This window comes from Protofrankia symbiont of Coriaria ruscifolia (genome assembly GCF_900634745.1).
Classification (GTDB): Bacteria; Actinomycetota; Actinomycetes; order Frankiales; family Frankiaceae; genus Protofrankia; species Protofrankia californiensis.
Window position 1 is genome coordinate 42,411 of record NZ_CAAAFR010000036.1, and the last position, 16,596, is coordinate 59,006.

Below are 16,596 nucleotides of genomic sequence, written 5' to 3' on the forward strand. Positions count from 1 at the left end.
GTCCGCAGCCGCGGTTCCGGGACCAGCCCCGAACCGCTCCGGAGCCGGCCCGTAGCCGTCGGAGTCAGTGACGGGACTGGTTGGGCCGCGGCGGTGCCGGTCGGGGAGGGCTGCCACCGCGACCGGCCAGTTCCCCGGGTAGGACCGTCCGTGGGTCGGAGACCGACTCGACCACCTGCCGGGCGAGGTCGTGTACGCGTCGTCCCATGCCGCGAGCGGTCCGCCGGAGCCGCTCGAACGCCTCCCGAGGTCGCAGACGGTGACGTTCGGCCAGTACGCCTATTGCCTGCTCGACGATGACCCGTGAGGCGAGCGCGTGCTCCAGCTGCACCACCGACAGCCGCAGCTGTTCGATCTCGGTCAGGTCGTGATCGGGACGCCGGGGCCGGCCGGGTGGAGCGAGGTCCTCGGCGAGCAGGTCGGCGAGAACCATCGCGGACAACAGGTCACCGACCGGTCGGACCTCGCCTGCGGGGCCTTCCACGATCCATCCGACCGGGGCCCGGCGCAAGCACAGCTCGGGACGAGCGGTCGGTGAGGGCCCGGTGGGCGATGGCGGCGCCGCGGGCGTGACCGCGGAGCCCCGGGCGGGCGGCCCGTCCGGGGCCGGCCCCGGACGCGCGGGCCGGGCCGCGGCTCCGCCCGGCTGCGCGGTCGGAGCCGACGGTGGCTTACGGCGTGCGGTCTCCGTACGTTCGGCTGCCTCGACGCGTTCGGCCTCACCCACGATGGCACCCAGGGCGTCGGCGATGCCTCGCAGCAATGTGACCGCGGGCGTGGCGATGGTAACACGCTGTCGATCGAGTCCGACAAGCAGACCGTGTAACCGTCCATCGTCGCCCAATACCGGCATGGCGACGTAGCTGCGGACTCCCAGGCGCGACGGTTCGTCCGTCCCCGCGAACGCGGGATCGTCGCTGACGCCCGCCAGGGCGACGGGCGCGCCGTCGAGCACCCGCGTGCTGACGGTCTCGCTCCAGGGCAGCGTCAGACCCGCGTCGAGGCCGGGCAGGGTTCCTGCCGTCCGCTGGTAGGTCGCGGTCGAGCCCGACAGGACCACGAAGCCCGTCGCTTCCATCTGATGGACGGCGCCCGCGGCCTGCAGCGCGGCATCGACTGCGCTCCACGTAGGTGCTGAAGGTACTGACGACACAGCCCGAACTCTCCCACAAACTTCACGGGCAGTGACGGAGACCGTCCCCCGATCAAGCTCTACGGGCTCAAGTCGGCGCGCGACTGCTGGCGTCTGTTACTTGGAGTATCCGTTATGCGGCAGAAGCGACCTTCTCGGTAACCTGGCGCAAGCTTGGGTTCGTCATCGCGGTGCCGTCGTCGAAGACAACGGTGGGTACAGTTGCGTTGCCGTTGTTGACCGCTCGAACGATCTGCTCGGCCTGTGGGTTCTGCTCGATGTCGACCATTTCGTACGGGATACCTTCCTGGTCGAGCTGGCGCTTGAGACGGGTGCAGTAGCCGCACCACGACGTGGTATAGATCGTCAGCACGAACGGTCCCTTCTGTGGCCATGGCAGAACAAATCTTCATAACCACGGCGCGGCCCGGTCGCTTCCCGTCGGTGGCGGCGGCTACCGTTCCTCCCATGGCGCGTGCGACCGTCGATGACCCGGTGCCCGCGGTACCGCTGGTGCCGGACGCGCCGTTCGAGGGCGGGCCGGGCATGTCCGGGCAGTGGTTGGCCGATGCGCTCGATCCGGAGCAGCGTCGGGCGGTGCTCGCCCCGGTCGGCCCGGTCTGTGTCTTAGCCGGTGCGGGCACGGGCAAGACGCGGGCGATCACTCATCGGATCGGCTATCTGGTCGCTTCGGGCACGGTCCCGGCCGGCCAGGTACTTGCTGTGACTTTTACCACACGCGCGGCCGGGGAGCTGCGCGGACGCCTGCGGACGCTCGATGCAGACGGCGTCCAGGCGCGTACCTTCCACGCGGCCGCGCTACGGCAGCTCGGCTACTTCTGGCCCAAGGTTGCCGGAGCCGCACTGCCCCGGCTCGTCGAGAGCAAGATCGCACTGGTGGCCCAGGCGGCGAACCGGATACACCTGTCGCCGAGCCGGACCGAGCTTCGGGATCTCACCTCCGAGGTCGAGTGGGCCAAGGCCACCCTGCTCACCCCCGAGGAGTATCCGGCGGCCGCGACCGCGGCGGCGCGCGAGGCGGCGCACCCGCCCGAGGTGATCGCCCGTCTGTACACCGCCTACGAGGAGGCCAAGCGGGAGGCGGGGGTTCTCGACTTCGACGACCTGCTGCTGCTGACCGCGGCCGTGATCGAGGAGCACGGCTGGGTCGCCGAGGAGCTGCGCTCTCGCTACCGGCACTTCGTGGTGGACGAGTACCAGGACGTCAACCCGTTGCAGCAGCGCCTGCTCGACGCCTGGCTCGGCGAGCGGGACAGTCTCTGCGTGGTCGGTGACGCCAACCAGACCATCTACTCGTTCACCGGGGCGTCTCCCCGCTACCTGCTGGATTTCCCCCGGCGCTTCCCCGACGCCCCTGTGGTCCGCCTCGTGCGGGACTACCGCTCCACGCCGCAGGTGGTCAGGCTGGCCAACCGGCTGGTCGCGCGAACCGGCACCGGTGGCACTGCCGGCGCACCGGGGGCATCGGGCGCACGGGGTGCATCGGGCGCGGCCGTGGGTGCTGCTCCCGCCGCGTCCCGGCACGAACCGCTGCGGCTGGTCGCGCAACGTCCGGACGGCCCGGCACCGGCGTTCACCGAATTCGACAGCGAACCCGAGGAGGCGGCCGCGGTCGCCCGCCGCATCCGCATGCTGCTGGACGCGGGCGTGCCGGCCAGCGAGATCGCCGTGCTGTACCGGGTCAACGCCCAGTCCGAGGCATACGAGACCGCGATCGCCGCCGCCGGTATCCCGTACCTGGTCCGGGGCGGCGAGCGGTTCTTCGCGCGGCCGGAGGTCGCCGAGGCCGTCCGGCTGTTGCGGGCGGCCGCACGGTCGGCCGACACCGACCGGCCGGAGGGTCTCGCGGCCGAGGTCGCGGAGGTCTTCGCCGCGCTGGGATGGCGGGGGAACGATCCGCCGAACGGCTCGGGCGCACAGCGGGAACGCTGGGAGAATCTGGCCGCGCTCGTGCGGCTCGCAGACGACATGGTGGTCTCCGACCCCGGGGCCACCCTCGACCGGTTCGTCGCCGATCTCGCCGACCGTGCCGCCCACCAGCACATTCCCACCGTCGAGGGGGTCACGCTCGCCTCCCTGCACGCGGCCAAGGGCCTTGAGTGGGACGCGGTCTTCCTGGTCGGCCTGGTCGAAGGGACGATGCCGATCATCCATGCGCAGACTCCGGCGCAGATCGAGGAGGAGCGGCGCCTGCTCTACGTCGGTGTCACCCGGGCACGGGAGCATCTGGCGCTGTCGTGGGCGCTTGCCCGCAACGAGGGCGGCCGTAAGTCTCGCCGGCCGTCACGCTTCCTCGACGGGCTCGTGCCCCGTTCGGCGACGTCGGCGAGTGCGTCGGCCGGCGGGCCGGCGGGCACTGGTGCGGATGGCGCTGGTGCGCAGCGGTCTCGCAGCCGCTCCGCGGTGCGTTGCCGGGTGTGTGGGCGTCCGCTGGTGGGCCAGGCCGCCCGGACGGGCAGGTGCGACGACTGCCCGTCCGGCGTCGATCAGGCGCTCTTCGACCGGTTGCGTGCCTGGCGGTCCACCCGGGCCAAGGAGCAGGGCGCGCCGGCCTTCGTGGTGTTCACCGACGCGACTTTGCTGGCGATCGCCGAACACCGGCCCACTTCCGTCGCCGAGCTGGTGGGCATCCCTGGAATCGGCCAGGCCAAACTCGACCGCTACGGCGAGGACGTGCTCGCCCTGGTTGACGGGCGTGAACCGCCCGGATCCCTCTCGTCGCCTTCCGCCGGGGTCCCCGGCTCCGAACCAGCCGGATAGTGATACCGGCCCCGCTGTCCCAGCCGCTGCCGTCCTGGCGGGAACCCCGCCTTCCCGGTAGGGATCATCCGCCGTCCCGTCGCAGGTGATGCCGCCAGAGCGGCGATGATCGTGCTACCTTCAGTTAGGTTCTCGACTACATCAGGTACTTGATCGGAAACGCAGAAAATAGGTTGCGACCGTTCCGGTCGGCTTCTACGGTGCTGATGGGCGCTGAGTGTGCCCAGTCCACGCCCGACACGAACGCGAAGGAGGTGATCCCCATGAGGATGACGGGGATCGTCGCCGTGTTCGTGCGCCGAGCGTATCCGCTTGGCCTGCGTAGCGCGGTCCGGTTGGCCGCGGCCGTGACGTCCAAGCACGTCCTTGCGTCCGCCGGTTTCCGAGCTACCCGTGGGTTTGCCGACGGTCCGCGCTGGGCTGACGCAGCCGCGCACCACACCCCGACCGCGGATGCCCGCATCCAAGCATCGACGATGCGCCGCCACACGCTGTACGTCCCGGGTCCACCCCGAGGTCTGCTCCTGGTTTGACAAGCCAACCGAGCGCCGACCGAGGCCGCGGATCCCTGACGGGAACCGCGGCCTTTGTCGTCTCCCGATCCGATCCGCCGGGACAACCGAACCGATTGAACCGGTCGAACCGACTATTCCGATCTGACTGTTCCGACCGAACCGTCCCCGACCGATCCTTTTTCCTTCAGTGCCGGAGGTGACACCGGTGTTCGACCCCTCGATCGTTGCCCGGATCGAGCTGGACCGGTTGGCGCTGCCCTGCTGGGACGTCGACCCGGACCTGTTCTTCGCGGAGTCCCCCGAGGACGTCGAATCCGCGAAGGCGGTCTGCGGTGGCTGTCCGCTGCGGCACGCCTGCCTGGCCGCTGCTCTTGACCGGCGCGAGCCCTGGGGCGTGTGGGGTGGCGAGCTCGTTGTCACGGGCGCCGTCGTCCCACGCAAGCGGCCCCGTGGCCGTCCCCGCAAGAGCGTCGCGGCCTGACGCTCTCCCCGCGTCCTACGGCGTGTGTCCCGGGGCTCCTGCCGGATCGGTTGCGTCCATCCGGCAGGAACCCCGGGCGGTGGCGGCGTTGCATGTACTGGAAGGTATGTGGCCACAAATTTGTGATATATGACCTATGACGACCGGCTCGCCGCAGCCGCCGGCGACGCCGGATTCAGCCTGCTCAGCCCACGGGACCCACCGGCGATCGACGCCGGCCTCCAACCGACCCGGAGACCTCTGGCGTAGGGCATCGGCGGAGTCGCGGAGGAGGGCAGCGTCGGCGTACGGATCCGCCGGGTCGTCTGTTATGTGATCGCAAGATGTTGACGTGTGTGTTTCCTGCCGGGCCATATGGTGCCGGTAGTGTTCGGTCGTGCCCAGCAGCAAGCCCGCCCAGGCGGCCCGGATCGGCGCTCCGGGGATTTCCATCGCCGCGGACGTCGCCGTCGAGCGATCGGGAGGCCAGGCGTCCGGCAACGACCCTGCTCGGCACGACGGCGCATCCCTTGGTCGTCCCGGTGGTGCACCCTTTCGCAGGGCCGGCGGTGGCGAGCTGTCCGCGGTGGTCGCGGTCCTCACCAGGCCGGATCTCGCCGGGATCGTGGACCTCGTCGCCTGGGTGGAGGGCGGATGGCTCCATGTCGCGAACGCGGACGGTGCCTCGCGGCTGTCACTGACCGACCCGAGCGGCCCCTGGGAGGTGCTGCGTGGTCGTGATCCGGTGGCCGTTCAGGATCCGATGCACGGGGTCCCCCTGAGCCTGGCGCGCAAGGACCCCTCGCCGCCGAACGACCGCAACTCCTACCCGTTCGCCGGAGCGCGGCTCGCGTCGGTCTTCGCTGATCCGGCCCGGTCGCCGGACGTCGTCGTCGTGCACAGCGCCGCGCACCACTGGCCGCGGCGCGGGGGGCATCTCGGCGAGCACGGGTCGCTGGACGCCGGCCAGTCCCGAGCGCCGCTGCTGCTGTCCGGGGCCGGCGTCCGCAGGCGGGGGCTGCTTGCGCGTTCAGCCCGCGTCATCGACGTCGCACCAACCCTGGCGTACCTGGCCGGGGCGTCCATGACGGGTGCGGACGGCCTGGACGTCGACGGCCGGGCCCTCGCGGACCTGTGCGTGCCCGGTGCCCGTCACGTCGTCGGCCTGCTCTGGGACGGCGTGAACTGTAACGACCTGCTGAACATGGCCGGCGACGGCGAACTGCCGGCGATCGCCCGTCTGCTGGCGCGGGGCGCTGCCCTGACCGGTGGTGCCGTTGCGGAGTTCCCCAGTGTCACCCTGACGAACCACACCTGCGCGCTGACCGGTGTCGGCCCGGGGCGGCACGGCATCCTGAACAACGTCTACTTCGACCGGGAGACCGGACGCCGGATCGTCGCCAACGACGCGGCCACCTGGCATGTGGCCTGCGAGCAGCTCCGGCCGGGCGTGCGGACGGTGTTCGAGGCGATCGCAGCCTCCCGGCCCGGGGTGTCGACGGCCTGCGTCAACGAGCCGATCGACCGGGGCGCGACGTATTCGACGTTCGGGGTCGTCCGGGCGATGAACAGTACCGACGGTGCCGGCGGGCTGGGCCAGCATCTGCCGTCCGCGTCGGACGACCCACACGCGACCCAGGAGTGGGTGGCCGCCGACCCGGACTACGCCTGGTCGACGCAGGTGGACGCACTCGGTCTTGCGCAGGTCAGCCAACTGTGGGGTGAGGAGGCGGAGCCGCCCGCGTTCACCTGGTGGAACACCACGGTGACCGATACCGGGCACCACGGGGGCGGGCCCTATTCGCCGCAGGCCCGGGCGTCGATGGTCGATGCTGACCGGCGCCTCGGGGTCTTCCTCGACCTGCTGGAAGCCCGTGGACTCGCCGACGACACCGCCATCCTGCTGACCGCGGACCACGGCAGCGAAGGTGCGAATCCCGCGTGCACGGGGGATTGGGACGAGGCGCTGCGCGCCGCCGGTATCCCCTTTCGCGACGAGGCTTACGGCTTTCTCTACCTCGGTGCCCCGCCGGAGAGGCGTGATCGAGGCCGATGAGCGGGCTGCGTGCGGAGTTCTTCTTCGACGACGAAGCCGGCAATTGGCATTTTCGTGTCCCGGCGCTGCACACCATCGGTGGTGGCACAGCGAGTCGGGCGGAGGCGGAGAGCGAATGCCTCTCCGCGGTTTCGTTTCCTCTCCAAGGAGATCCGAGCGAGTTCGACATTATGATCTAGGTTTCTTGGAGCCTCCGGTCAGTGCGTCAGCTCTGGTGGAAGGGCTGTCTACTGATCGGAGGGCTGAGTGCGGGGCCAGGAGCTGACGTTCGAGGATGGCTTCGGCGGTGAAGCGGAGAGCCTCGCGGACGTCCTCTCTGCCGAGGTCGGGCAGCTCGTTGGTCACCTTGTCGACGGACATGCCGTCCGCGATCATCCCCATGACGGTGGCGACCGGGATGCGAAGCCCACGGATACAGGGCGTGCCGCCCATCTGAGCCGGGTTCACGGTGATGCGGGTGAAGCGCACGGCTTCTCCTCCCGAACTCAGGATACGGCGATCATGAACCTCGGAGACTGGCCCGACGGGGAAGGCCACAGCGTCATGCGCGTGAGGAGTGCGAAGCTGGAGGGGTGACCTTGTCGAAGCGTGCGTCCTGGTTCCTGATCGCTGTTGGCGTGTGGTCGTGGATCATCTGGCCCACGTTCCTCAAGAACGTTTGGAAGGACGATCGTTCCTGGGACGACGGTCCGACCGGCTTCTTCCTCGTCCACCTGGTCCTGACGGTCGTCTCGCTCGCGATCGGCACAGCCGTCGGCTGGCTCGGCATCCGCGGGGTGCGCGCCGGCCGGCGTGGCGACACCACCCGTGTAGCTTCGTCCGATCGTGCCTTGATCGACTCAGGCCGCTGAGCTCTTCGAGTTCAAGACGGTCATGCCACAGTGTGGTCTCACAACCTGCGCTGATGAGATCGGCAGGCCATCTGATGCGATGAAGGAGCGGGGCCTCCGTTCCCGGTGACTCTTCCGTTCCCGGTGACTCTTCGAGGCGGGGTAAATTCTCGGGGTTCTCACGTCTACCGACAAAGGAGGCTTCAGTGAATGACCCGCGGTCTTCTCTGCACCAGTTCACGTCCGGTCGAAGGGTTTGGGGTAGGCGAACCTCCCACGCAGCGATGGGTCACAGGCCGTCAGAGCGCGTACCTGGAAGTGCGACCGCCACTCGGGCTTGGGCGGAGTGATGCCGCGTTCGTCGCCGAGGACAAAGCCGAATCGGGAGTAGTAGCGCGGGTCGCCGAGCAGAGCAACCAGCGGTTCGTCGAGCGCGTCGGCGGCGCCGAGCACGGCGTGCATGAGTGCGTGACCGACCCGGCGTCGCTGCTGGTCGGGCCGGACGCTGAGCGGTCCGAGTGCGAGCACCGGGATTGTGTCGATTCTGCCGCGGGTGCGCAGAGCGTGGCCGATGACCTCGCCGGCGGTGCTGGTCGCGACGAGCGAGAGCGCAGGCAACCACGCCTCACTGGCACGAAGTTCGCCGCGGGTGTGTGGTCATGAGCACCTCAACAAAGATCGAGTGGACGCGTGGCGACGACGGTGTAGCCGGGGCGACGTGGAATCCGGTGACCGGGTGCGTGAAGGTCTCCGAGGGTTGTGATCACTGCTATGCGGAGACGTTCGCGGAGCGGTGACGGGGTGTCCCCGGCCATCCGTTCGAGCAGGGCTTCGACCTGCGTCTGCGGCCGGAGCGGCTGGCATGGCCGTTAACGTGGCGCAAGTCCAGGCGGGTATTCGTCAACAGCATGTCCGATTTGTTTATCGGACGTGATCAAGTGCCCGGTGCGTTTATTGCCGCGGTCTGGACGACGATGTACTGGACGTCGCCGGAGGTCCGGGGCTCTTGCCGGTCAGGCGCCATCGGCAAGCGATCCACACCTACCAGGTCCTGACCAAGCGGCCGACGCGGATGCGGGCCTGGCTTGCCAGGTGGGCCGACTGCGACCAGCGGGTCCGGATGCTGATCGAGGCTGCCGAGCAGGGCTGGGCCGACGATGAGGATCTGCGGGACGTGCCGCGGATGCCCGTCGTGCTGCCGAATGTGTGGGTGGGGACACGGTGCGCGCGGTAAGGCGGACGACCCGTCTGCGTGGCCGGCTGACCTTCGTATTTGTCAGTTTCCAGCCGCTGGATGGGCGGTTTCCGCATGAATTTCGCAGGTCCTCGACGCGGTGGTCTCCTCGATCGGCCGGTCCTGGTGCATAGCCGACCGGTAGCGGCGCCACCGGTCGGCTATGCACCAGAAGAGTTCAAGCAGGTCCAAGGCCGAACGTGTGGCTACTTCGTACTGCGGGATGGACGTGGCTCAGGTGGTTTCGGCGGCTGTTTCGGGTGGGTTTCGTGTGCCGGAGTTGTCGTTACCGGGCCGGGCGTTACCGGGTGTCGTGGCGGCGGGAAGATCCGGTTCGTCGCTGGCGTCGCGTGGCCTGGGCGCCGGGACCTTCGGCTGCCTGGGTCGCCTGGCCCGTTTCGGCTGTCTGGACGGAGTGCCGGCACCGGAGGATGGCGTTCGCGGGGCGGGTGCGCCTGCCGTGCCGCCGGCCGGCGTCGGTTGCTCCGCGACGGGTCGTGTCGGATCGGCGCCACCGTCATCGCTGCCGTCGCCGTCATCGGTGCCGCCCGCCGGCGAGGCCTCCGACGGTGGCGCCGGAGTCCCCGGCAGCGGTGCCGGGACGAACAACCCGTGCGGGGATCCGGACGCGAGCGGCCGGATCACATCGGCGTCCATCTCGACGGCGAGCGCCGGTACCTCGCGTCCGGGTTGGTTCGCCCAGGCCGCGTGTTCGGCCGTTGCCGACCCCGGCGGGGCGAAGCCGGGATGCCAGCGCTGCATCTCGGCACGAAACGCCCCTGCGCTGCCAAGCTGGCACAGGATGCCGACCGCACCCAGGGTGACGCGGTGGATCAGCAGGTAGGACGGGGGCAGGTTGAGCTGGCGGCCGAGCTGGGCCGCGGGGGAGCGGGGGTCGCCCAGCCGGACGGCCTCTCCTCGCAGCCAGTTGCGGGAGAAGCGGAACTCCTCGGCGGCGACAGGTGCGAGAAGCGGCACCAGATAGTCGAGGAGGTCCGCCGCCTTCATCTTCACCGTCGGCAGGATGAAACCCTCAGCCCGCAGACCCGCCATGACCGCGTCCGCGTCGCCTTCCAGCGCCAACCGGCTGAGCCGGCCGATGGGTTCGGGCAGCCCGTCCGGAAGGCGGTTGACCGCGCCGAAGTCCAGGACGCCCAGGCGGCCGTCTGCCAGCAGCCGGAAATTACCGGGATGCGGGTCGGAGTGCAGAAGGCCGACCCGCGCGGGACAGGAGTACAGGAAGCGCACAAGCAGCAGCCCGGCCCGGTCGCGTTCGGCGTCCGTGCCACTGTTTATGATCGTTGACAGGGGCTTGCCGTCGATCCACTCCGTGATCAGCACGTGATCGGTCGCGGCGACGGCCCTGGGCACATGAATGTCGGGATCGTGGTCGAACGCCTCGGCGAAGGCCGCCTGCCCTGCTGCTTCCAGGCGGTAGTCGAGCTCCTCGAGGATCCGTTCCTTCAGTTCGGCGACCAGCGGCTTGATGTCCAGACCAGGGGCGATGGCGCTGAACAGCCGCGCTGCGCGCCCGAGTTGGGTGAGATCGCCGAGCAGGGCCGGACCGACATCCGGATACTGGATCTTCACCGCGACCTCGCGTCCGTCCGCCCACACGGCGCGGTGCACCTGGCCGATGCTCGCCGCGGCGGCCGGGGTGTCGTCGAAGCTGAGGAAGTTCGCCTGCCAATCCGCGCCGAGGTCGCCGGCGAGCACGCGATGGACCGAAGCCGCGGGCAGGGCGGGTGCGGTGTCCTGCAGCTTCGTCAGCGCCGCCCGGTAGGGCCGTGCGACGTCCTCGGGTAGCGCCGCCTCGAAGACCGACAGAGCCTGCCCGAGCTTCATCGCGCCGCCCTTGAGCTCGCCGAGGACACGGAAGATCTGAGCAGCGGTGCGCTGCTGCAGTTCCGCGGCGACGATCTCGGCGGGGCGTCCGCCGAGCCGTTTACCCGCACCGATCGTGGCCCGCCCGGCGAAGCCGAGGGGAAGGCTCGCCAGCTTGGCGGTGCGGACGACCGCGCGTTTTGGGATTTCGGACACAACTCCATCGTGCCTGTTCTGTGGACGGGAGGCGGGAGGGATCGTAGCTTGCAGCCTTAATACTACTCACTGTAATGATGACGGCAGGTTCGGTGGGTGGCGACCCCTGGATGGTGCTCGCTCCGCCCGGCCACAGCGTCCGGTTCACTCGGTCACAACCTCCGATCCGCCCGATCGGAGGCTGTGACCTCGTCCGGATCCCCGCCCGCCGGCTTGTCCTCGGCATCCCCGGTGCATGCAGCTGCTAGCAGCCGAGCACTATGACAAGGACACGAGGGGTGAATCGACCACGATCGGCGCCGGAGCCGAAGGTCGGAAATCGTCATTTCCAGTGTCCCGTCGATGGTGGGCAGCTCTTCGGCCGCCGGCTGACGCAGTTGCCCCAGCCCCTGAGCCTGGTCGTGACGGCCGGCGCCGTGGTTGTTGTGATCAATAAGAGCGAGTGCCTGCATGGCGGTGAGCCCGGCGGCGACGGCGGCGAGCGTCACGTCGCAGGCGTCAACCCCCGTGTCCGGACGGCGGGACATCTGCAGGGCCAGCAGTGGCCAGGCCGGCTCCATGCCTCGGCGGCGGAGATGCTGGCAGTGTAGGCATGATGTCACCCCAGGTAGTACAAGTGGCCCGATCACCGCGGTTGTCTCACGAACACCGGCAAGCAGGTGTGGGATGCCGGAGCGTTCCAGCTCAAGTGACTCCTGTGGGTGGACGACCGGTATACCAGCCGGCGTCACGACGACCAGATCGGGATGGAACGGCGTGGAGTGCCGGAGCAGGCGTGGCGTGAGGGGACGCGTCACCCGCGCGATTGCCGCGGTGGCGGCAACCGAACGCGGACGCCCGACGTCGTCGAGACGGGCTCCGCCCGGCGCGACGTCGGCCGGCCGGGTCGTACCGGTGTCGTCGACGACCACGTGACCGACCCCGGCGGCGGCCAGCAGAGCCGCTACCTGAGCGCCGATCCGGCCCGCTCCGCGGACCTGGATCCGTGCCCGGCGGCGGGCCTGCATCGCGCGTCGGGCGTGTGTCGGATCGGTCGAACCCAGGGACATCGCCGCCAGATCCGGCTGGAGGCGCTCCTGGTCCAGCAAGGGTGGTGGTGACCGGTCGGTCGGACCGGCGTCCGCCAGCATGCCCGTCCTCTCCAGCAGAAGAACGAGTTCCGCCCGGGTGGCGTCCAGCGAACTCAGTACCTGCTCGCGGGAGCGGGTGCCGTCCAGCAGGTCGAGCACGGACGCGTCTCGTGCCGTCAGCCCACCGAGGACGATCGCCCGTGCCGGGTCGACGCCGATCTGCAGGGTGGACCCGTCACGCCAGAGCCGGCGTAGACCGGGCTTGAGGATGGGGCGCATCGCGTCCTCCCCGACAGAAGGTGACCGGATCGTGATCAAATGGTCTCACGCCGTTTCCCATTATGGACATATGTCCATTTTCTGTGGATATACCACTGGTGTCGGGGAGGAGGTGACGGTAGCTGTGGATAACTTCCGCCGGACTGTCCTGTGCGGGCATCCGCCGGTCGGTCCGTGACGGTGCTTCGCGACGTCACGCCGGCCCTGTCCGCCGGCCGAGCCGACACACCATCGTCCGGTATCGGTTCGGCCGGCGGCCCTGCCGCCAGGTGTGAGCCGGTCAAAGAGCGCGCGATAACGGTTTGTCGCGCGCTCGGCGGCCCTGGAGATCTATGAGGATGAAGCCTTGCCGAGGATTCTGTTGATCGTGGTTCCGCAGACCGGGCAGGTGCCGCGCGCCATCCGGCGTCCGGAGTCGCTCACCCGCACCTCACCCTGGTAATGCCGTTTCTCCTTGCACTTGACGCAGTAGCCCTCGAACGTCTCTGCCACTCGTTCTCCCTCTTGCCGGCGCTCGCTGATGGACCGCGGGTTCGCAACGAAGAAGGCCGGCCTGAACGGCCGACCTGGAGCCATCCTCCTCAAGTCAAGGATCTTGTTTTGTGTCGCCCCCCGGAAGATGCCGTGGCTGATTTTCCGTTGTCCCGCAGTGGTTCTTTCTTCGGTGACAGGTCCTGCGGCTGTGGTGGGCCGTGGTGGAAGCGGTGCGGGCGTGGTCATGTTCGCAGCGCCGGAAGCTGTGAGCCTCTACCCTCGGGAGGGTCGCCGACGGGGGGCGAAAAACATGATCGCGCTGCCTTTGGCTCTGGCAACTCGGAGACCGGGGCCTCCGGCAGCGCGAAAAACATGATCGCGCCGCCTTTGGCCGTCCAGACTTTCAGGAGCCGACTGTGTCCGAACCGCTGCTGGTCGAACGTCCCGCCGACGGTGTCATCCTGCTGACGTTGGCCCTGCCTGAGCGGCGCAACGCAATGACCGTGGCGCTGACCGAGGCGTGGTCGGAGGCGCTGGACACGATCAAAGCCGATCCTTCCGCGCGGGCCGTCGTCGTCACGGGGCAGGGCCGCGCATTCTGCGCGGGTGGCGATCTCGATTGGATCGACCCGCGGCGCAACGGCGACTCCGGGGCGGACCGGTTGCGTGCGAAGATGCTCCCCTTCTACCGGACGTGGCTGAAGATCAGATCGGTGGAAGTGCCCACGATTGCCGCGGTGAACGGCGCCGCGGTGGGCGCCGGTCTGTGCCTGGCGCTTGCCTGCGATCTGCGATTCGCCTCCGAGGAGGCGACCTTCTCCGCCCCCTTCACCCGGCTGGGGATGCATCCGGGGATGGCCGCCACCCGGCTGTTGCCGGAGGCTGTGGGGGTGGTCCGGGCCCGAGAAATGATCTTTACGGGTCGGGTCGTCGGCGCGGAGGAGGCCGCGGCCGTCGGTCTGGTCAATGCGGTGGTGCCGGCCGCCGATCTGGTCGCCACCGCACTGGAGAGCGCGGTTCGGATCGCCTCGGCGGCCCCGGTCGCGACCCGGTTGGCCAAGGTCGCGTTGACGGGCGAGAACGACCTCGAACAGGTACTGCAGTGGGAGGCACTCGCCCAGGCCACGACCATGGCCAACGGTGAGGCTGCCGAGGGGATCCAGGCGCAGCTGGACCGGCGGTCGCCTTCGTTCGCACCAGTGGTCACAGCTGGCTGACCATCTGACGCGGTAAGTGTCGCGCGGCATGCACCGGGTGGGGGCATGCACCGGGTGGGGAGGAAACCCCCGGCATGCGGTCGAGCTCTCCAGCTTCCCCTTCTGGAGGGTCCTCCGGTAGCCGGGGGCTTCGTGCCCGTCAAGTTATGGCCGCATGGCAGTTGCGGTCAACGACCGCCGCGCGGACCATCGGGCGGATCTGTGCCGTGTGTTCCTTCCGGCCCTGGTGGCTCGTCCTGGGCCGGGGTGTCTCGGAGCCGTTCGAGCTCCGAGATGGGGTCACCCACCGTGCTGGTGGTGTCGCCAGTGGCGAACCGCTGCGGGTTGGTGAGATCGTCGGTGTTCGGGAGCAGGTCGGGATGGGCCCACAAGGCGTCGCGTCCGTCGATTCCCCTGGCCTCGCCCACGGCGTCCCACAGGGTGGCTGCCTCTCGCAACTTGCGCGGACGCAGGTTGAGGCCAACGAGCGTGGCAAAGGTCTGTTCGGCCGGCCCGCCCTCGGCCCGACGCCGGCGTATCATCTCCCGCAGTCTGGGTGCCGCCGGCAGGTTCTTCACCGCGGCGGCATCGGTGACGGTTTCCACCCATCCCTCGACCAGCGCAAGGATCATCTCGAGGCGGGTCAGCGCGGCGGCCTGTTCCGGAGTGGTCGCCTCGTCGAAGACGTCACTACCGAGCGCTTCGGAGAAGCTCGCCGGGTCCATCAGCCGGGAAGGGTCGAGCATTGTCATCGCCCGCGAAACCGCGTTCGGATCGACGGTGATGCCTCGCGCGTACTCCTCGACCGCGCCGAGGACGTGCGCGCGCAGCCACGGGACATGGGCATACAGGCGCTGGGACGCGGCTTCGCGCAATGCCAGATAGATCCGGACCTCGGCGGGGTCGACCTCCAGGCCGGAGCCGAACGCCTCGACGTTGGCCGGTATGAGCGCGGCCGTGCGTGCCGGGCTGAGCGGCAGCCCGACGTCGGTGGAGGAGGCCACCTCACTGGCGAGCAGGCCGATCGCCTCGCCGACCTGTGCGCCGAACAGCATCCCGCCGATCCGGTTGATCATCTGGATGATCGGGCCGCCCGCGGACGCGAGCTGACTCAGGTCGATGCCGGGTGGGATCTGCGCGGCGAGTTCCGGCGGTAGCCCGCTGTCGACGTCACCCATCTGCGCGAGCCCGCTGGAGATACCGCCGCGCATGGCGTCGGCGACCCGGGCGGCCACCGGATCGCACAGCGTCCGCCAGACAGGCAGCGTCACCTCGATCCATCTGCCCCGCGTCCACCCCTGCGCGGTCGTGGCTCCGGCGGGAAGGGGCGTCACCGGGTCGAGCCAGACGTCGGCGAGCCGGATCGCCTGGCGGACGGCCTCGACGTCGGCCTCGGAGACGGCGCGGTCCGCGTCGCCGAGGGTGCGTACCGCGACCTGGCGCGCGAGCTCCCAGTTGACCGGACCGTCGTGCCAGGACAACAGGCGTTCGAGTTCGGCGAAAAACGGGGCTCCGGTGCCGAACGGCATGCCGGAGCCGCCGCCCGCGCCACCCGAGGACGAACCGCTCGGGGTGAACCCGAACGGGAAGCCGCCGCTCATCGCCGTCGTCCCTGCCGGGAGGAAGTGTGGTGCGGTTCATGGACCCTGGATCCGGACATGCACCAACGGTAGTGCGTTTTCCCGGCGATGCCGAAACGACATCACCGGGGTTACCACCGGGACGGGCGGCGACCGCCGCGGGAGCCGCGAGCCGGACGGTTCGTCCTTACGGCCGCTGCTGTCCTCGGTTGTCCATGAGGCCTTCAGCCGTCAGTTCTGTAGGGGGTTCTTCAGCTGTCGGTTCTTCGGTCGTCGGGTCTTCGGTGTCTCAGCCCGGCGCGAAGCCGACAGCGGCTGGGTGCCTGCCCTACGGTCGGACACATGGGCCATATCTGTGCTGGACCGGACCCGCTGCCCGGCGCCCGCGGCGTGACCACCCACCACCACCATGCGGTCGGCGACGGTCGCATTGCCGGCCCGACTGTTGATCTCAAAGCCGTTGACCGCGAAGCGGCCGGACGGCCGGGCGCGGTACGGCCAGGTGCCGGACGGGTCCTCCTCGCGGCGGTCCGCGAGGAGGAGTTGTCGGTCGACGAGTGCCTGCGAGCCGTTCACAGGCCGGACGTGGGCGGAGTCGCGCTTTTTGTGGGCACGGTGCGTGACCACGACGGCGGGCGTGGAATCGCCGAACTGGAGTACACGGCCCACCCGAGTGCCGGCACCGAGATGGGACGGGTGGCAGCCGGCGTAGCCGACGCGCACCCGGTGCTGGCCGTGGCCGTCACCCACCGGACGGGTCCGCTCGACGTCGGTGACATCGCCGTTGTCGTCGCGGTGGGTGCCGCGCACCGCGACGGGGCATTCGCGGCGTGTCGTCAGCTGATCGACGAAGTCAAGGCCCAGGTACCGATCTGGAAGCGGCAGGTCTTTCTGGACGGTTCGTCGGAGTGGGTGGGCGCGTGCTGAACGTGGCCTTATCATGATGGTC

At 69.4% G+C, this 16,596-nt stretch carries 15 protein-coding genes and 2 pseudogenes; 9 read left to right on the top strand and 8 right to left on the bottom strand.

Annotation, left to right across the window (positions count from 1 at the left end):
• Window positions 1-64 precede the first annotated feature (64 nt).
• Window positions 65-1,153, bottom strand: a complete 1,089-nt coding sequence (locus CV1CTNOD_RS04655; RefSeq protein WP_131784929.1) for a GAF and ANTAR domain-containing protein — start codon at window positions 1,151-1,153, stop codon at window positions 65-67.
• A gap of 112 nt (window positions 1,154-1,265) precedes the next feature.
• Window positions 1,266-1,505, bottom strand: a complete 240-nt coding sequence (locus tag CV1CTNOD_RS04660; protein ID WP_131765516.1) for a mycoredoxin — start codon at window positions 1,503-1,505, stop codon at window positions 1,266-1,268.
• 95 nt (window positions 1,506-1,600) lie between these two features.
• Between CV1CTNOD_RS04660 and CV1CTNOD_RS04665 the strand changes: the two genes are divergently transcribed.
• The 5 genes from CV1CTNOD_RS04665 (at window position 1,601) to CV1CTNOD_RS04685 (ending at window position 7,123) form a co-directional block, all read left to right on the top strand.
• The gene (locus CV1CTNOD_RS04665) at window positions 1,601-3,913 is read left to right on the top strand and encodes an ATP-dependent DNA helicase UvrD2 (RefSeq protein ID WP_131784930.1); all 2,313 of its coding nucleotides are present in this window, start codon (window positions 1,601-1,603) and stop codon (window positions 3,911-3,913) included.
• Window positions 3,914-4,176: 263 nt separating this feature from the next.
• Window positions 4,177-4,446, top strand: a complete 270-nt coding sequence (locus CV1CTNOD_RS04670) for a hypothetical protein (protein WP_131784931.1) — start codon at window positions 4,177-4,179, stop codon at window positions 4,444-4,446.
• Between the two features lie 187 nt (window positions 4,447-4,633).
• On the top strand, window positions 4,634-4,909 hold the full coding sequence (locus CV1CTNOD_RS04675; protein WP_206442960.1) for a WhiB family transcriptional regulator: 276 nt from the start codon (window positions 4,634-4,636) through the stop codon (window positions 4,907-4,909).
• Between the two features lie 376 nt (window positions 4,910-5,285).
• On the top strand, window positions 5,286-6,944 hold the full coding sequence (locus tag CV1CTNOD_RS04680; protein ID WP_131784932.1) for an alkaline phosphatase family protein: 1,659 nt from the start codon (window positions 5,286-5,288) through the stop codon (window positions 6,942-6,944).
• Window positions 6,941-7,123: a hypothetical protein gene (locus CV1CTNOD_RS04685; protein ID WP_131784933.1), complete on the top strand. Its 183-nt coding sequence runs from the start codon at window positions 6,941-6,943 to the stop codon at window positions 7,121-7,123. The genes CV1CTNOD_RS04680 and CV1CTNOD_RS04685 overlap by 4 nt, the downstream gene beginning before the upstream one ends.
• Here CV1CTNOD_RS04685 and CV1CTNOD_RS04690 read toward each other — a convergent pair.
• A complete protein-coding gene (locus tag CV1CTNOD_RS04690; RefSeq protein ID WP_131784934.1) occupies window positions 7,113-7,412 on the bottom strand; it encodes a DUF433 domain-containing protein in 300 nt (99 codons plus the stop codon). The two genes, CV1CTNOD_RS04685 and CV1CTNOD_RS04690, sit on opposite strands and share 11 nt — an antisense overlap.
• Window positions 7,413-7,516: 104 nt before the next feature.
• Between CV1CTNOD_RS04690 and CV1CTNOD_RS04695 the strand changes: the two genes are divergently transcribed.
• Window positions 7,517-7,795: an SCO4848 family membrane protein gene (locus CV1CTNOD_RS04695; RefSeq protein WP_131784935.1), complete on the top strand. Its 279-nt coding sequence runs from the start codon at window positions 7,517-7,519 to the stop codon at window positions 7,793-7,795.
• Window positions 7,796-8,011: 216 nt separating this feature from the next.
• On the opposite strand, the pseudogene CV1CTNOD_RS04700 reads toward CV1CTNOD_RS04695, so the two are convergent.
• A pseudogene (locus CV1CTNOD_RS04700) lies at window positions 8,012-8,401 on the bottom strand (GNAT family N-acetyltransferase); the annotation flags it as partial.
• A 32-nt stretch (window positions 8,402-8,433) separates the two neighbouring features.
• On the opposite strand from CV1CTNOD_RS04700, the pseudogene CV1CTNOD_RS26290 reads away from it, so the two are divergent.
• Window positions 8,434-8,861, top strand: a pseudogene (locus CV1CTNOD_RS26290) (DUF5131 family protein); the annotation flags it as partial.
• A 381-nt stretch (window positions 8,862-9,242) separates the two neighbouring features.
• On the opposite strand, the gene CV1CTNOD_RS04710 reads toward CV1CTNOD_RS26290, so the two are convergent.
• The 3 genes from CV1CTNOD_RS04710 to CV1CTNOD_RS24400 all read right to left on the bottom strand — a co-directional run bounded on the left by CV1CTNOD_RS04710 (window position 9,243) and on the right by CV1CTNOD_RS24400 (window position 12,889).
• Window positions 9,243-11,048: an ABC1 kinase family protein gene (locus CV1CTNOD_RS04710; RefSeq protein ID WP_131784937.1), complete on the bottom strand. Its 1,806-nt coding sequence runs from the start codon at window positions 11,046-11,048 to the stop codon at window positions 9,243-9,245.
• A gap of 152 nt (window positions 11,049-11,200) precedes the next feature.
• The gene (locus CV1CTNOD_RS04715) at window positions 11,201-12,397 is read right to left on the bottom strand and encodes a ThiF family adenylyltransferase (protein WP_131784938.1); all 1,197 of its coding nucleotides are present in this window, start codon (window positions 12,395-12,397) and stop codon (window positions 11,201-11,203) included.
• A 330-nt stretch (window positions 12,398-12,727) separates the two neighbouring features.
• Window positions 12,728-12,889 carry a DUF5679 domain-containing protein gene (locus CV1CTNOD_RS24400; protein ID WP_165034771.1) on the bottom strand — a complete coding sequence of 54 codons (162 nt, stop codon included), beginning with the start codon at window positions 12,887-12,889 and terminating at the stop codon, window positions 12,728-12,730.
• Window positions 12,890-13,287: 398 nt separating this feature from the next.
• Between CV1CTNOD_RS24400 and CV1CTNOD_RS04720 the strand changes: the two genes are divergently transcribed.
• Window positions 13,288-14,088 carry an enoyl-CoA hydratase/isomerase family protein gene (locus CV1CTNOD_RS04720; RefSeq protein WP_131765525.1) on the top strand — a complete coding sequence of 267 codons (801 nt, stop codon included), beginning with the start codon at window positions 13,288-13,290 and terminating at the stop codon, window positions 14,086-14,088.
• A 167-nt stretch (window positions 14,089-14,255) separates the two neighbouring features.
• Here CV1CTNOD_RS04720 and CV1CTNOD_RS04725 read toward each other — a convergent pair whose 3' ends face one another.
• Window positions 14,256-15,668 (bottom strand): zinc-dependent metalloprotease, encoded by a 1,413-nt coding sequence (locus CV1CTNOD_RS04725; protein ID WP_131784939.1) that lies wholly within the window; start codon window positions 15,666-15,668, stop codon window positions 14,256-14,258.
• A 321-nt stretch (window positions 15,669-15,989) separates the two neighbouring features.
• Between CV1CTNOD_RS04725 and CV1CTNOD_RS04730 the strand changes: the two genes are divergently transcribed.
• Window positions 15,990-16,574 carry a molybdenum cofactor biosynthesis protein MoaE gene (locus tag CV1CTNOD_RS04730; RefSeq protein WP_131784940.1) on the top strand — a complete coding sequence of 195 codons (585 nt, stop codon included), beginning with the start codon at window positions 15,990-15,992 and terminating at the stop codon, window positions 16,572-16,574.
• Window positions 16,575-16,596: the final 22 nt, after the last annotated feature.